A 13,830-nucleotide genomic window follows, 5' to 3' on the forward strand; every position below is an offset into this window, starting at 1 on the left:
TCAGTCGTCCGCGACGGCCTCGTCCGCCGGAGCCACGTCCGCCGCCTGCGCGACCTCGTCCACCACGATCCGCGCCTGCTTCTCCGGCACACCGGCCGCGATGAGCCCGGCGACCGCCACACAGGTCCCGTCGTCCTCCAGCTCCCCGGAGTTGACCGCTTCGAGCAGGGCGATCGACATGGCTTCGAGTCCGGCACTCAGCACGACGGCCGGCAGTTGGGTGTGGAAGACGCCGTCACGCTGGCCTCGGTCCAGGATGGCGGTGGCCGCGCTGCGGGCCGGTGACAGGATCTCGGTGACGCGCTCCACACCCAGGTCGCGCCGGGCCAGCGCCAGGAGGAGCCGGTAACGGTCGCCCACGGTCCACATCGACAGCACGAAGCGCACGTACGACCGCTCGGCCGACTCCACCCCCGCACCGGACGGCGCCGGTTCGGCGGGCAGCGCTGCCCGCAGGGCCTCCGACGCCTCCTCGGCCAGCGCCTCCAGCAGCGCCTCCCGGCCGGGGAAGTGCCCGAACAGCGTGCGCCGTACGACACCGGAGGCGCGCGCGAGTTCTTCCAGGGTGATGTCGGGGTTCCGGCCGAGTTCCCGGCGGGCCGTGGCCAGGATGCGTTCCCGGTTGGAGCGCGCGTTGCTGCGCTGGGGGACTCGGGCCGGGGGCTTGGTCACGGACAACCTCGGTGAAGTGCGGGAGCTACGGAGCGGGGGCGAGCGGTACATCCAGTCTGGCACGCACCCTCGCCCCTTTGGCAGCACGGCACCACGGGCACCCGCCTCCAGCTGCCCTTTCCGCCCGCTGTCCGTCGATCAGTAGTAGGCGCGGAGGTACCGGTCGAGCCGGGACCGGGCGTTGTCCACGCTCAGCCCGAGCGCCTTGCCGAGCGCCTCGCCCGGCACGTCGTCGGCCTGCGCTCCGTACGCCGCCTCCTTGCCGACCCGGGCGGACAGGCGCTCCAGGATGGCCACCGCCTTCAGCGCGGCGACCGGCGCCGCGTCCGAGAGCGCGTCGAGCCGTTCCTCCAACTGCTCGATCAGCTCGGAGAGTTCCTCAGGCAACGGGACCGTCCGGCGTTCGACCGCGTGGATGTGTTCCCACCACTCGTCGTACGCGTCGGAGGTGTCCAGGTCGTCCAGGTCGTGGTCTTCCACCTGGTCCCAGTCGATGGGATGACCGTCCCCACGCCAACCGCACGCGCACGAGGCCCGCCAGCCGGCTGCCTTGGGCCGGCCCATCCAGCCGTTGTAGGCCCACCACTCACGCGTCTCGAACATGGAACTGCCGCTGCCCACATCCAGATACACGGACTTCGGCTCACTGCCGTCGGCGAGGACCGCTCCCACGATGCCCTCGTGGGACTCCCCGAACTCCTCACTCCGCCACGCCACAACTCCCCCTTCCGGCAACCCCGCGACGGCCGGGCCCGCACCTGAGATGCCGGCCCGGCCACAGTACGAGAGTGCCGCAGAACGGACATCCGGGGAGGGTGAAATCACCCAACAGCCCCGGTTGTTGGGCCGGAACGACTCGTCAGGCGACCGCGGGATCGAGCAGCCCCGCGCGGAGGCGGCGGAGCATACGGCTGATGAGCCGGGACACATGCATCTGGGAGACGCCGAGTTCCTCGCCGATCTCGGCCTGGGTGCGCTCCTCGACGTAGCGCATGTGGATGATCTTCCGCTCGCGCTCGTCGAGTTGGGCGATGAGGGGGGCCAAGGAGCTGAGGTCGTCGACCAGTTCGAGCCCCGGGTCGTCCTCGCCGATGACATCGGCCAGTACGGTCTCGCCCTCGGCGCCCGCGTCGGAGCTGAGCGCCGCGTCGAGCGAGGAGGAGGTGTAGCCGTTGGACGCCTTGCGGGCCTCGATGACCTCTTCCTCGGTGAGGCACATCAGCTCGGACAGCTCACGCGTGGTCGGCGTACGACCGAGGCGGGACCGCAGTTCCTCGGTCGCCTTGGCCAGCTCGACGCGGGCCTCCTGCAGTCGGCGCGGCACGTGGACGGCCCAGCTGGTGTCGCGGAAGAAGCGCTTGATCTCGCCGACGATGTAGGGGACGGCGAACGACGTGAACTCCACCTGCCGCGAGAGCTCGAACCGGTCGATCGCCTTGATGAGTCCGATCGTGCCGACCTGGACGATGTCCTCCATCTCGTTGTTGCTGCGGCTGCGGAAGCGCGCGGCCGCGTAGCGCACGAGGGAGAGGTTCATCTCGATCAGGGTGTTGCGCACGTACTGGAACTCGTGGGTGCCCTCCTCCAGCGAGGTCAGCCGGTCGAAGAACTGGCGCGACAGCTCACGCGCGTCCTTCGGGCTCACCTTCGACGGCTCGGCGATCATCGGGAGCGCCTCCCCGACCGTGGTCCGCCGTCCTGCCGTGGCCGGTGCCTCCGCTGCCGTCACGGCTGCCATATCGCCCACCCCATTCGTCCGAAGGAACTGCTGACAAGAGCCCCCTGCCCCGGTTCTCACGACTCACTCCCCCTCATCCGGCCAAATCCGGGGCGCGCACCTCGTTTTCCGCGACCGAAGTACCCGCGGTCTATGCGTTCTTGGAGCCGACGCCCGCGTAGACCCAGTACTCCGAGGGGTTTTCGGGGATCTCGTCCGCCGGGTCCGGGCGCCACAGGGGGACGTAGGTCAGGCCGGGCTCGACGAGGTCGAAGCCGTCGAACAGGCCGAGGATCTCGTCGTAGGAGCGGGCCGTGACGGGCGAAGTGGCCTTGGAGCTGTACAACTTGCCCACGGCCGCCGCGGTGTCCGGGCGATCCTCGTTGGTGGCGTGGCTCATGGCCAGCCAGCTGCCGTCGGGCAGTTCGTCGCGGAAGGCGGCGACGATGCCGGCCGGGTCCTCGGCGGGCGTGACGAAGTGCAGGATCGTGATCATCAGGACGGCGACGGGCCGCTCGAAGTCGATCAACTTCCTTACTTGCGGGGAAGACAGGACGTCGGCCGGTGTGCGGATGTCGCCGTCCACGATGTCCGCGTCCGGGTTGTCGGCGAGGAGGGAGGTGCTGTGGGCGACGGCCACCGGGTCGTTGTCCACGTAGACCACGCGGGCTCCGGGGCTGGCCGCCTGCGCGACCTCGTGGACGTTTCCCTGGGTGGGGATGCCCGAGCCGAGGTCGATGAACTGCCGTACGCCGGAGTCGACCAGGAAGCGCACGGCCCGGCCGAGGAACTCGCGGTTGGCGCGGGCCAGGGTGCGCACCTGCGGGTCGATCGCGGTGAAGGCCGCCAACGCCTCGCGGTCTATGGCGAAATTGTGTTCACCGCCCAGCATCGCGTCGTACATTCGGGCGACACTCGCCTTGCGAGGATCGATCCCCTGCGGCAGATCTGCGCTGTCCGTCACCACAACTCCCTTTGGCCCCAGGTTCCTTGACGCGTCATCATATAGTTGCCGAGGAAAGCACGGCAGACCGCTTGCCCCACGCCACGCGGCCGGTCCCCACCCGGAAAGGCACGACCCTGCGGAACCAACCGCGCAGTCATCACGGTGACGCACCCCCTGCCGGGCCCCCACGCCGCAGGCAGGCCTTCGCCCCCGCCGCGGACGTGATCGGCTCGGAGCTCGACCTGCGGCTGACCGGCAGCCATGTCGTGCACGCGCTGACGCCCGGGTTCTGCGACGCGGCGTCGGTGTATCTGCTGGAGCGGTGGGTGCTGGAGGAGAACGCGTATCCCGCCGTGGATCCGCCGCAGATCGAGGCGCGCCGGCTGGCGGTGCGGGTGGGCACGGAGGCGCCCGAGAGCTGGGACGGTGTGCTGCCGGTCGGCGAGGTGGTCGTCTTCCCGCGCGAGACCCCGTACGCCCGTGCCCTCGCCAGCGGTCACTCGCAGGTCCTCGACGGAGTGGACAAGCACACCTCCGACCGGCTGCTGGCCTCCGCGGGCGGGGACGCACAGCGTATAGACGACCTGCTGGGGACGGCGTCCTTCCTCGTCGTCCCGCTCCAACTGCGGGGCGCCACCGTCGGGTTCATCGCCTGCACGCGCGGCCCGGAGCGGGGCCCCTTCCTGCCCGGCGAGGCCGTGGCGGTGGAGTCGCTGGCGGCCCGGGCGAGCGTCGCCCTGGACAACGCGCGCCGCTACGAACGCGAGCGCCGCACCGCGCTGGCCATCCGCAACAGCCTGCTCCCGGACCCGGCCCAGGCGTTCCACGGCTGCCGCATCGCGCACGGCTATCTCCCGGCCGGCCAGGGCAACATCATCGGCGGCGACTGGTTCGACGTCCTGCCCCGCCCCGGCGGCCGGGTCGGTCTGGTCGTCGGCGACGCGATGGGCCACGGCCCCGAGTCCGCCGTGGCCATGATCCAGTTGCGTACGGCCGTGCGCACCCTGGCCCGGCTCGACATGGAACCGGCCGAACTCATGCGCCGGCTGGACGAGTTGGCCTACGACACTCCGGGCGCGTCCTTCGCGACCTGCATCTACGCCGAGTGGGACGCCCGGGCGCACTCCTGCACCCTGGTCGGCGCCGGCCACCCGCCGCCGCTGCTGCGCGGCCCGCACGGACCGGCCGTACCGGTGACGCTCGCCAGCGCGGGGCTGCCGCTGGGGCTCGGCACGGGCAACTACGAGGCCACGGTGCTGACCATCGACGAACCGGCGCTGCTCCTGCTGTACAGCGACGGGCTGGTCGAGTCGCGGCACGCCGACATCGACCAGGAGATCGCCGGCCTGGCCCGGGCCCTCGACACGGCCGCCGCCGAGCCCACGCCGGCCGGCGGACCGGAGGCGTTCCCCTCGCTGTGCGAGCGGCTGCTGCGCGCCCCGTCGGCGACGCCCGGGGCGGACGACCGGACGCTGCTGCTGGCCGAGTTGACGCCCGCGACCACCTGAACAGGCCGCGGGCGTCCTCGCCCCCTCCACGTGTCCGGCGTCAGTAGCCGGTGGACAGTGTGGCCCACACGGCTTTTCCGCCGGTGAGCGCCGACCGGTCGACCCCCCAGGTGTCCGCGAGGGCCTGCACGATGAACAGTCCCCGCCCGCTCTCGTCGTCGACGCACGGCTCGCAGCGGGAGAGGTTGCTGCCCGTGTAGTCGTGGTCGTGGACCTCGACGCGCAGACTACGGTCGGTGACGAGTCCGACACCGCACAGGAGTCTCGCGCTGGGTGTGTGGCACACCCCGTTGGTGGCCAACTCGGAGATGAGCAGAACCGCGTCGTCGCGCACGGCTTCAGGCAGGTGCCACTTGGCCAGTTGCGCGCCCATGGCGTGCCGGGCGGTCCGGACGCCGGAGCGGTGCGCGGGAAGTTCCAGCCAGTGCGCCAGGTCCGGGCGGACGACGTCTAAGAGCTGCGGGGAGGGAGTCGTGTGGGGGGACACGGTGGTTCGCCTTCCATCGGGGGCGGGCGCAGGCGGGAGACGCACAGCATCAGCAACAGGCCAACCGGACTTGGGGTGTTCCGGTGAGAGGCCTAGATCGCTCACACAAGTAACTATGCCCATAGCTCAGTTCAAGCTGCAACCGACTCCCTGATAATTTCAGAACGTCGGTTTCTGCCTGGCGACATCAGCAAGTCGCTGTCAGACTAATGCCGGTGACAGTCCCTCAGGAGGTTGGGCGTGAGCGAAGCTCGGTCGAGCACCGGCGCGGGTGCACCCACGGTTCTGCGCATGATCCTCGGCCGCAGGCTTCAGGATCGGCGCCAGGGCGCGGGCGTGTCCCTGGAGAGCGCCGCCAAGGCCCTGCGGGTGACGTCCCTGACCATCCGCCGGCTGGAGAAGGCCGAGGTCGGCCTCAAACCGCTCTACGTCGAGAAGCTGCTGGAGACCTACGGCGCCGACCGCCAGGAGATCGAGGAGTTCGTCGCCCTCGCCGACCGCGCCAACCGGCCCGGCTGGTGGCACGACTACCGCGATGTCCTGCCCGGCTGGTTCACCGCCTACGTGAGCCTGGAGACCGGCGCCAAGACCCTCCGTACCTATGAGCCGCACTACGTCACGGGACTCCTGCAGACGTACGACTACGCGCGAGGCGTACTGAGCGGCGGCTTCCCGAACGACAACGACGAAGACCTGGAACGGCGGGTGCAGTTACGCCTGCGCCGCCAGAGTCTGCTGGAGAGGCCGGACGCGCCCACGCTCTGGGCGGTGCTGGAAGAAGCCGTGCTCCACCGGGTGGTGGGCGGTCCCGCCGTCATGCGGGACCAGATAGACCGGCTCCTGGAGGTCTCGGAACTGGACCACGTCAGTGTCGACATCGTCCCGTTCTCGGCGGGTGCCCACGTGGGGGCGTGTGCACCCTTCACCTATTTCCGGTTCGAGGAACCGGAGCTGCCCGACGTCGTCTACAGCGAGATCCTCTCCGCCTCCATGTATCTGGACCAACGGTCCGATGTCGTGGCCCATTTGGAGGCGCACAACAGGATGTCGCTGCTGACCTCGTCCGCGGACAGCAAGGCGCTCTTGAACCGCATGCGCAAGGAGTACTCATGACCACCACGGACGACAAGGTCTACAACGGGATGCCCGCGTCGAACCTCGGCGATCAGGGCTGGGAGTGCCCCTGGAGCGGTCCCAACGGGGGTCAGTGCGTGGAGACGAAGCAACTTGCCGACGGCCGTATCGCGCTGCGCCAGTCGACCGATCCCGCCGGACCCGCGCTGATCTACACGCCGCAGGAGATGGCCGCGTTCGTCGACGGAGTCAAGCGCGGCCTGGCCGACCATCTGATGGCCGGCTGAACCAGACCACGGGCGTGAGGAATTGGAGCCGGCCCGGCTGCGACCTGCCCGAGACGCCGATGCACACCACTTGAGAGGGAGAGCATGACCAACCCCCACGCCGCGCGGGAAATCGACACCAGCAGGCCGCACTCCGCCCGCATGTACGACTACTACCTGGGCGGCAAGGACCACTTCGAGGTCGACAAGCAGGCGGCGGAGACGGTCGCGGCGGCCTACCCCGCCATCTTCGTCTGCGCCCGCGAGAACCGCGCGTTCATGCACCGGGCCACCCGCGTCCTCGCCAGGGAACACGGCATCCGCCAGTGGCTCGACATCGGCACCGGCATCCCCACCGAACCGAACCTGCACCAGGTCGCCCAGTCCGTGGTCCCCGAGGCCCGGGTGGTCTACGCCGACAACGACCCCCTGGTCCTCAAGTACGCCGAGCGTCTGATGCGCAGCACCCGGCAGGGTCGCACCACGTACGTGCAGGCGGACGTCAACGACCCCGAAACCCTTCTCAACGCCCCCGAGTTGGCCGACATCCTCGACCTCGACCAGCCGGTCGCACTCTCCCTCAACGCGCTCCTGCACTTCGTCACCGACGCCCAGGACCCGTACGGGCTCGTGACCCGCCTACTGTCCGTTCTCCCTTCGGGCAGTGCCCTGGCCATCAGCCACTGCACGCCCGACTTCGATCCGGCCACCTGGGCGAAGGTGACCTCGATCTACAACAACGCCGGGACACCGGTGCAGTTCCGCTCCCAGAAGGACGTCTCCCGCTTCTTCACCGGGCTCGAACTGCTCGATCCCGGCATCGCCGTCGGCCACCGCTGGCGCCCCGACGCCGCCAGCGAGGCCGCCGCCCCGACGGAGCCGCCCACGGACGCCGAGGTCAGCCTGTGGACCGGGGTGGGCATCAAGCCGTAGGCCTGCCGCGGGGCGCCAACGACGTTACGTGCGGGAAACCTTGACGATGGCGGTGCCGGATGCCACGATTCCGGCGCCGCCATGTTTGCGTAAACATCTCCAGGTCCGGCCCGACCGACAGATCCGGTCGGCGTTCGGACCGCAGGATGTTTACGTAAACACCGCGTCGCGGCCGGTGGAGGAGGGAGAACTGGAGGCTCCCGGCGAGCAGGGCCCACCGTGCCCGCACTCCCCCGACACCACCGAGCCCACCGGGACTTGGGACGACGAGCCGACGTCATCCGTCCCGCCCGGTATCCGTTCCGACGGCCGCTCAGCCGCGCGCAGGCCTCGCCATGCGCGGAGTCGCCATTCCTGAAAGGGCAAGTCGATGCGCACCATCCCCGCCAGAACCCGCCTGCGGGCCACCTTCGTGGCCGTCGCGATCGCCGCGGTCACCGGCACCACGCTGGGCGGCAGCCCCGCCTCCGCCGCGCCGAGCACGGACACGTCCCAGTTCAAGGGCGTCAACTGGGCCGACCCGCGCGACAACTACGCCGACGACCCGGTCGTCCTGTCCGGCCTGTCGCTCTCCGACAGCTACGCCCAGACGTACGCCAAGGCGACCCGGGTGATCGCCGCGTTCCGCGCCAACCTCGGTGCCAACACGGTGCGGCTGCCCATCAACCCGTACACGGTGAACGGCAGTTACTGGAAGTCCTACCGCGGGGTCATCGACGCGGCGACGGCACAGGGCTTCAAGGTCATCGTCTCGTACTGGGAGGGGACGGGCGCCAACAAGGACGGCTTCATCGACGACCCCGCCACGTACTGGCCCATGTGGAACACCGTGGTCAAGGCGTACCAGCACAACCAGCGGGTCTACTTCGAGCCGATGAACGAGCCCCATGGGTACACCGACGCCGAGTGGGCCGACCTCGCCGCCAAGTGGCTGGACACCTACTCCAAGGTGCCGCGCAACCGCGTCTTCGTCAGCGGCGCCGGCTACAACGACCACGTCACCACGGTCTGCGCCGACCCGCGCCTGAAGGGCACGTACCTCTCGCTGCACCACTACGGGTTCTGGAAGGACTACGCGACCTACGACCAGTGGGTGAGCGACCTCAAGGAACGCCTCGGCGACTGCGCGAACCGCACCGTGGCCGACGAGTTCGGCGCCCCGATGACCACGGGCCTGAACTACAACGTGCCGACGCCCGCCGACAACTCGGTCAACTTCATCCAGGCCGACACGGACACGTTCCGCAAGCTCGGCATGGGTTCGGTGTACTGGCCCGGCCTGCGCACCGACGACACGTACTCCATCCAGAAGCTCATCGGCGACGCGGCCCGCCCCTGGCTGGTCACCACCAACCAGTCCGGCGCCGACCGCCTGGCGTGGGCGTGGGGCCGCGGCAAGCCCGTGAAGTCCTGAGTCACCGCTCTGATCCGATGCCCTGATCCGTGTCTCCCGTGCGACGGGGGCACGGATCAGGGCGCGTTGGGCATGGGCTGCGGGTGCCGCGACTCCCGGCGTCAAACAGACCGGATATCCACGTGAACACGCCGTGGAAGAAATCCTGATGGCGCACAGTCGCGTTCATTGCTCGGAATGATCCTTTCGCACCCAAAATCACCTTGGTCGCCGCACAAGGGATCCGTCCGGAGTTGACATCTTGGTCACTGACCAAGTTCACTTGTCGTGTTGGTCACTGAACAAGAGCATGCACTCCTGGAGGAAGATCATGGCGAAGACGTGGTTCATCACCGGAGCCTCGAAGGGATTCGGCCGGGAATGGGCGGAAGCCGCGCTCGAACGGGGCGACAGGGTGGCCGCGACCAGCCGTTCCGCAGCCGCCTTCGACGGCCTGGTCGAGAAGTACGGCGACGCGGTGCTGCCGCTGCGCGTCGATGTCGCCGATCGGGTGGCCGCGTTCGAAGCCGTGCAGCGCGCGGTCGACACGTTCGGCGAGCTCGACGTCGTCATCAACAACGCGGGCTACGGCCTGTTCGGCATGGTCGAGGAAGTGTCCGAGCAGCAGGCCCGCGACCAGATCGAGATCAACGTGTTCGGCGCGCTCTGGGTCACCCAGGCCGTGCTCCCCCACCTCCGCGCCCGCGGCTCCGGCCACATCATCCAGGTGTCGTCCGTCGCCGGCGTCACCTCGCTGCCCGGACTCGGCCTCTACCACGCCTCCAAGTTCGCCCTGGAAGGGTTCACCGCGAGCCTCGCCGCCGAGGTGAAGGGCTTCGGCATCAAGGTCACCCTGGTCGAGCCGGCCGGGTACGCCACCGAATGGGCGGGGCCCTCCGCGGTGCGGACCGAACACCTTCCGGCCTACGACGACTTCCGCGCGTCCATGTCGGGGATCTCCTCCCGGCGCGGCGACCCCAGCGCGACACGGGCGGCGATCCTCACCGTGGTCGACGCGGAACAGCCGCCCCTGCGGATCTTCTTCGGTCAAGGCCCGCTGGAGAGGCTCACCAAGGAGTACGAGGCGCGGCTCGACGAGTGGCGGACCTGGGACGAGGTCTCCAAAAACGCGTTCTGATCCTGAGACGCGACGCCACATCCTCGCTCAGAGTGCAGCGAGCGCTACACCTCCCTGACACGCCGTCAACTCACGGCATGAGACCGCGGTTTGACCATCGGGGCCGACTGAAGGATCTGCTCGATTCCGAAGTCGAAGCGCTCGCTGTAGTCGATCGAGAGGTAGTCCTCCAGCACCGAATGGAGGCCCGGGAAACGCTGCTCGTCCACCGTGTCCCGCAGACGGTCGTGGAACGCGGCCGGTGTCGCCTGTTCTTCCTGGACAAGCCCGAGCGTGAAATAGAAAAGGCTCCACGACGTCCACGCGGCCGACTTGCGTGTGGGGCAGCCTTCGAAGAGGACCGTCACCACCCGCTCGGAAAAGGCCAACGTGCTCGGCTCGACGGGAAAGGTCCCGGCGACGAGCAGGGCGCCGTCCCTGTGTCCGAGCATCGCCTGCCGCAACCGCCGGAGCAGTTCGGCCACTTGCTCGCGCCAGTCTCCGTGCAGGTTGTCCAGGTGGACTTCGCCCAGGATGGATTCCGCCATCAGGCCGAGCAGCCGGTCCTTGGTCCGGATGTGCCACATGACCGTGTTCATCCGGACGTCGAGTTCGGCTGCGATCGCCCGAGCGGACAGTTTGGCGATGCCGTCCCGTTGCAGGACGACGAATGCGGCCTCGACAACACGGTCGATCGTGATGCCGACCTTGGTCGGGGCAGCGCCTGGCGTCTTGGTCACCGATCGATGCTACCCGGGCCGAAGCGACCGCTCACAAGGTCGCGACCACCTCGATCTCGACCAGAAAGCCCTCGGCGAAGAGAGTCTCCACACCCACACACGTACTCGCGGGCGGCGTCTGCCCTTCTCCCCGGCAGCTGGCGATGAGCCCGATCAGCTGCTCTGCGTCGTCGGTGTCGTACCCGACGAGATGGATCGTCTCCTTGATGACTTTGCTACGGCTCGAACCGCCGGCCGCCAGCACCGCGTCGATGTTCTCGTAGGCCTTGGTGAATTGCGCCGCCAGGTCGTCTCGACCCCGACGAGTTCCCCCTTGGCGTCCCACGCGACCTGCCCGGACGTGTAGATGAGGCCGAGGTCAGAAATGGCCAGGCCGTGGGAGATCACACCGGTGAGGGGCGGGAGTTCGGCAGGATTTCAGCGCAACGGGTGACGACATCGTGAGCCTTCCCTGTTTTTCCTGGAATGACCCTGGTCCGCGTCCGGGTGACCAACGTGCAGCACCTGAGAGACGTCATCGACCGGCTCCGGCGTACAGGTGCCGTGATCGGCACGAAGACGCTGATGGTGCTGGGCGCGTGGCGCAGAGGTGACTGAAGAGCCAGGCCACCAGTACCCAGGAGGCACTATTTCTTGCCTGTGAGGGTGACATGGGCGTGAAGATGGTTGCAGCCTGAAAGAAATTCGCCGCGCCCCGGAAAGGACGTACCGATGTCCCTCACCACCGGCAGCAACGACATCGACTTCGAGCACACCGAGGAACTGGACATTCCTCGCCTGGCGGAGAGCCGCGAGTCCATCGAGGCCGAACGCGCCCACCGCAAGCGGCAGTTGGCGGCGGCATTCCGGATCTTCGCCCGCTACGGCTTCGACGAGGGCATCGCCGGACACATCACGGCGCGGGACCCCGAGTTCCCCGACAGGTTCTGGGTCAACCCGTACGCGGTGCACTTCTCCAAGATCCGCGTCAGCGACCTGCTCCTCATCGACGACGAGGGCCGGGTCGTCGAGGGCGAACGCCGGACCAACAAGGCGGCCTTCTGGATCCACTCCTCCATTCACCAGGCCCGCCCGGACGTGGTGGCCGTGGCGCACGCCCACACCATCCACGGCAGGGCCTTCGCGTCACTCGACAAGCTCCTTGACCCGATCGTGCAGGAGTCCTGCGCGTTCTACGACGACCACGTGCTGTTCGACGAGTACAAGGGCCTGGTGCTGGAGCGGACCGAGGGCGAGCGGATCGCCGTCCGGCTCGGCGACCGATGGGCCGCCATTCTCCGCCACCACGGCCTGCTGACGGTCGGGCGGTCCGTCGAGGAGGCCGCGTGGTGGTTCATCACCATGGACCGCGCCTGCCGGATGCAGCTCCTCGCCGACGCCGCCGGCAAGCCCCGCGTCATGACCGAGGAGGAAGTCACCCTGGCCCACCGGCAGTTCAGCAACGCCAACATGGCCCGGCACAACTTCAACCTCCTGGCCGACCTCGTGGTGGAGGAAGAACCCGACGTCCTCGGCTGAGCCCCGCCGCGAGGGCAACCACGCGGCGACGGCTACACATCGGGCGCGTAGTGCTTGCCGTCACCCCGGCTCTCCACCGGAGGCAGATTCCGCCGCGGCGTCTCGACCGGTCCTACGACGAGACCGCGCGCCCGCCGCCAACCGGCCCTGGCCCGCGGGTGGTAGCGCCGCTCGAACGGCACGAGGTGCCAGCCGAGCGCGACGGTACGGCCCACCAGCCACAGCCCGACCGCGCTCCGACGCGACCAGCGGAAGCCCAACTTGGCGCGCACCGCGGGCGGATACATCCCGACAGTGAGCCAGACGAAGGGCCGGGTCAGCGGAGCCCGGATCACCCGCCACACCACGTCCGGCAGCCACTTCAGAAAAGGCGGCTTGCCGATGCGGCGGATGTCCAGCACGGCACGTGCCGCCCGGTTGTCCTCCAGGGTGTCGGCGCACATCCGCTCGAAGTACGCGGTGAATCCTGCCCAGTTGGCCGGAGCGGGCCGGTCGCTGACCCCGTAGAGCCGGTACCACTGAAGACTCTCCGCGTAGAACTCCTCCTTCTGTTCCTCCGTCAGCGGCCGGCCGAAGTACCGGCACACCAGTACCGGGACCATGACGAAGGTCGCGTGCGCCCAGAAGAAGGTGTCCGGGTCGAGGGCGTGATAGCGCCGCCCCTGGCCGTCGACTCCCTTGATACCGACGTGATAGTCGCGTACCTCGCGGGCGGTACGGGCCGCGTCCGGGCCGTCGTAGATCACTCCGGCGATCGGGTAGAGCGAGCGGAGCAGCCGTTCCCAGCGCTCCTCGAAGAACTGTGAGTGTTCCTCGACTCCGGCGCCCAGGGCGGGATGCATGTTCTGCATCGACCCGGCCCAGAGGCCGATCAGCATGCCCCGCCAGTCGCTGAAGTACCGCCAGGCCAGAGACGACGGCCCGAGCGGCTCGGGTGTCGACGGGTCGCCGGGTGTGGTCACGGGCCGCTCCTGAATGCCGAGTTGAGGTACTTACAGGGCCCACCAGCAGTACAGCCGCCGGTTCTCCGCTGCGGCTCTCCTGGCCAGGCCGGACAACCGATGGAGCAGTTCCGACGTCTTGGTGGGCGTGAGTCTCAGTTCCTCGACAGCCGCGAACGGCCCTGCCGCCAGGTCCAGTCGCTCACCGGACGCCGTGGCCAGGGCGTCCCGGAGTGTGTCGGAGACGCTGATGACGAAGGCTCCGTCGGCCTCGGCGTCCGAGAGCAGTTGCCCGGAGCGGGGGCGGGCGCGCGCTTCGTCGTAGGTGCAGTCGGTGAGGATGCCTTCGAGCCGTGCCATCACGACCACCGGGTCGATGCCCTTGAGGGACAGCACGTCGAACACCGACGCGTCGGGCCCGCCCGGTCCGTCGAGGACACCGACGGCGGCCTCGTCACTCGCGGCCGAGAAGTACTCGCACATCACCATGCCGTAGAGCGTGCCCTATGCAGCCGTGT

Annotated in this window: 17 protein-coding genes; 8 read left to right on the plus strand and 9 right to left on the minus strand. The window is 68.8% G+C overall.

Annotated elements, in window-relative coordinates; translation table 11 throughout:
- The 4 genes from ACGFY9_RS28870 to ACGFY9_RS28885 all read right to left on the minus strand — a co-directional run bounded on the left by ACGFY9_RS28870 (position 1) and on the right by ACGFY9_RS28885 (position 3,293).
- Positions 1 to 672: a TetR family transcriptional regulator gene (locus tag ACGFY9_RS28870; protein WP_393758893.1), complete on the minus strand. Its 672-nt coding sequence runs from the start codon at positions 670 to 672 to the stop codon at positions 1 to 3.
- 138 nt (positions 673 to 810) lie between these two features.
- Positions 811 to 1,389: a hypothetical protein gene (locus tag ACGFY9_RS28875; RefSeq protein ID WP_393758895.1), complete on the minus strand. Its 579-nt coding sequence runs from the start codon at positions 1,387 to 1,389 to the stop codon at positions 811 to 813.
- Between the two features lie 142 nt (positions 1,390 to 1,531).
- Positions 1,532 to 2,410: a SigB/SigF/SigG family RNA polymerase sigma factor gene (locus tag ACGFY9_RS28880; RefSeq protein WP_393758897.1), complete on the minus strand. Its 879-nt coding sequence runs from the start codon at positions 2,408 to 2,410 to the stop codon at positions 1,532 to 1,534.
- Positions 2,411 to 2,540: 130 nt separating this feature from the next.
- Positions 2,541 to 3,293, minus strand: coding sequence for an SAM-dependent methyltransferase (locus tag ACGFY9_RS28885; protein ID WP_393759062.1), 753 nt, complete (start codon positions 3,291 to 3,293; stop codon positions 2,541 to 2,543).
- 263 nt (positions 3,294 to 3,556) lie between these two features.
- Between ACGFY9_RS28885 and ACGFY9_RS28890 the strand changes: the two genes are divergently transcribed.
- A complete protein-coding gene (locus ACGFY9_RS28890; RefSeq protein WP_393758899.1) occupies positions 3,557 to 4,843 on the plus strand; it encodes a PP2C family protein-serine/threonine phosphatase in 1,287 nt (428 codons plus the stop codon).
- 40 nt (positions 4,844 to 4,883) lie between these two features.
- Here ACGFY9_RS28890 and ACGFY9_RS28895 read toward each other — a convergent pair whose 3' ends face one another.
- Positions 4,884 to 5,330 carry an ATP-binding protein gene (locus ACGFY9_RS28895; protein WP_393758901.1) on the minus strand — a complete coding sequence of 149 codons (447 nt, stop codon included), beginning with the start codon at positions 5,328 to 5,330 and terminating at the stop codon, positions 4,884 to 4,886.
- Between the two features lie 240 nt (positions 5,331 to 5,570).
- On the opposite strand from ACGFY9_RS28895, the gene ACGFY9_RS28900 reads away from it, so the two are divergent.
- The 5 genes from ACGFY9_RS28900 (at position 5,571) to ACGFY9_RS28920 (ending at position 10,134) form a co-directional block, all read left to right on the plus strand.
- Positions 5,571 to 6,443 carry a helix-turn-helix domain-containing protein gene (locus ACGFY9_RS28900; protein WP_393758903.1) on the plus strand — a complete coding sequence of 291 codons (873 nt, stop codon included), beginning with the start codon at positions 5,571 to 5,573 and terminating at the stop codon, positions 6,441 to 6,443.
- Positions 6,440 to 6,691 carry a DUF397 domain-containing protein gene (locus ACGFY9_RS28905; protein ID WP_366437400.1) on the plus strand — a complete coding sequence of 84 codons (252 nt, stop codon included), beginning with the start codon at positions 6,440 to 6,442 and terminating at the stop codon, positions 6,689 to 6,691. The genes ACGFY9_RS28900 and ACGFY9_RS28905 overlap by 4 nt, the downstream gene beginning before the upstream one ends.
- Before the next feature lie 84 nt (positions 6,692 to 6,775).
- On the plus strand, positions 6,776 to 7,603 hold the full coding sequence (locus ACGFY9_RS28910; protein WP_393758905.1) for an SAM-dependent methyltransferase: 828 nt from the start codon (positions 6,776 to 6,778) through the stop codon (positions 7,601 to 7,603).
- 370 nt (positions 7,604 to 7,973) lie between these two features.
- Positions 7,974 to 9,017 carry a glycoside hydrolase family 5 protein gene (locus ACGFY9_RS28915; RefSeq protein WP_393758907.1) on the plus strand — a complete coding sequence of 348 codons (1,044 nt, stop codon included), beginning with the start codon at positions 7,974 to 7,976 and terminating at the stop codon, positions 9,015 to 9,017.
- A gap of 310 nt (positions 9,018 to 9,327) precedes the next feature.
- Positions 9,328 to 10,134 carry an SDR family NAD(P)-dependent oxidoreductase gene (locus ACGFY9_RS28920; RefSeq protein ID WP_393758909.1) on the plus strand — a complete coding sequence of 269 codons (807 nt, stop codon included), beginning with the start codon at positions 9,328 to 9,330 and terminating at the stop codon, positions 10,132 to 10,134.
- A 65-nt stretch (positions 10,135 to 10,199) separates the two neighbouring features.
- On the opposite strand, the gene ACGFY9_RS28925 is transcribed toward ACGFY9_RS28920, so the two are convergent.
- Together ACGFY9_RS28925 and ACGFY9_RS28930 are read right to left on the minus strand one after the other, a co-directional pair.
- Positions 10,200 to 10,853 (minus strand): TetR/AcrR family transcriptional regulator, encoded by a 654-nt coding sequence (locus ACGFY9_RS28925; protein ID WP_393758911.1) that lies wholly within the window; start codon positions 10,851 to 10,853, stop codon positions 10,200 to 10,202.
- A gap of 31 nt (positions 10,854 to 10,884) precedes the next feature.
- Positions 10,885 to 11,178: a RidA family protein gene (locus ACGFY9_RS28930; RefSeq protein WP_393758913.1), complete on the minus strand. Its 294-nt coding sequence runs from the start codon at positions 11,176 to 11,178 to the stop codon at positions 10,885 to 10,887.
- Between the two features lie 140 nt (positions 11,179 to 11,318).
- Between ACGFY9_RS28930 and ACGFY9_RS28935 the strand changes: the two genes are divergently transcribed.
- Positions 11,319 to 11,450 carry a hypothetical protein gene (locus ACGFY9_RS28935; RefSeq protein WP_393758915.1) on the plus strand — a complete coding sequence of 44 codons (132 nt, stop codon included), beginning with the start codon at positions 11,319 to 11,321 and terminating at the stop codon, positions 11,448 to 11,450.
- 114 nt (positions 11,451 to 11,564) lie between these two features.
- Positions 11,565 to 12,371 (plus strand): class II aldolase/adducin family protein, encoded by an 807-nt coding sequence (locus tag ACGFY9_RS28940; protein WP_393758917.1) that lies wholly within the window; start codon positions 11,565 to 11,567, stop codon positions 12,369 to 12,371.
- Between the two features lie 32 nt (positions 12,372 to 12,403).
- Here ACGFY9_RS28940 and ACGFY9_RS28945 read toward each other — a convergent pair whose 3' ends face one another.
- Both ACGFY9_RS28945 and ACGFY9_RS28950 read right to left on the minus strand, forming a co-directional pair.
- Positions 12,404 to 13,333, minus strand: a complete 930-nt coding sequence (locus tag ACGFY9_RS28945; protein WP_393758919.1) for an oxygenase MpaB family protein — start codon at positions 13,331 to 13,333, stop codon at positions 12,404 to 12,406.
- 30 nt (positions 13,334 to 13,363) lie between these two features.
- On the minus strand, positions 13,364 to 13,801 hold the full coding sequence (locus ACGFY9_RS28950; protein ID WP_393758921.1) for a hypothetical protein: 438 nt from the start codon (positions 13,799 to 13,801) through the stop codon (positions 13,364 to 13,366).
- Positions 13,802 to 13,830 lie beyond the last annotated feature (29 nt).

The sequence above is a fragment of the Streptomyces sp. NPDC048504 genome (genome assembly GCF_043200035.1).
Classification (GTDB): Bacteria; Actinomycetota; Actinomycetes; order Streptomycetales; family Streptomycetaceae; genus Streptomyces.

Excerpts from the sequence above, each read along its gene's own strand:
- ACGFY9_RS28935 (WP_393758915.1), top strand. The coding sequence starts at position 11,319 with ATGACCCTGGTCCGCGTCCGGGTGACCAACGTGCAGCACCTGAGAGAC.
- ACGFY9_RS28920 (WP_393758909.1), top strand. The coding sequence starts at position 9,328 with ATGGCGAAGACGTGGTTCATCACCGGAGCCTCGAAGGGATTCGGCCGG.
- ACGFY9_RS28950 (WP_393758921.1), bottom strand. The coding sequence starts at position 13,801 with ATGGTGATGTGCGAGTACTTCTCGGCCGCGAGTGACGAGGCCGCCGTC.
- ACGFY9_RS28885 (WP_393759062.1), bottom strand. The coding sequence starts at position 3,293 with ATGTACGACGCGATGCTGGGCGGTGAACACAATTTCGCCATAGACCGC.
- ACGFY9_RS28910 (WP_393758905.1), top strand. The coding sequence starts at position 6,776 with ATGACCAACCCCCACGCCGCGCGGGAAATCGACACCAGCAGGCCGCAC.
- ACGFY9_RS28915 (WP_393758907.1), top strand. The coding sequence starts at position 7,974 with ATGCGCACCATCCCCGCCAGAACCCGCCTGCGGGCCACCTTCGTGGCC.
- ACGFY9_RS28905 (WP_366437400.1), top strand. The coding sequence starts at position 6,440 with ATGACCACCACGGACGACAAGGTCTACAACGGGATGCCCGCGTCGAAC.
- ACGFY9_RS28880 (WP_393758897.1), bottom strand. The coding sequence starts at position 2,410 with ATGGCAGCCGTGACGGCAGCGGAGGCACCGGCCACGGCAGGACGGCGG.
- ACGFY9_RS28940 (WP_393758917.1), top strand. The coding sequence starts at position 11,565 with ATGTCCCTCACCACCGGCAGCAACGACATCGACTTCGAGCACACCGAG.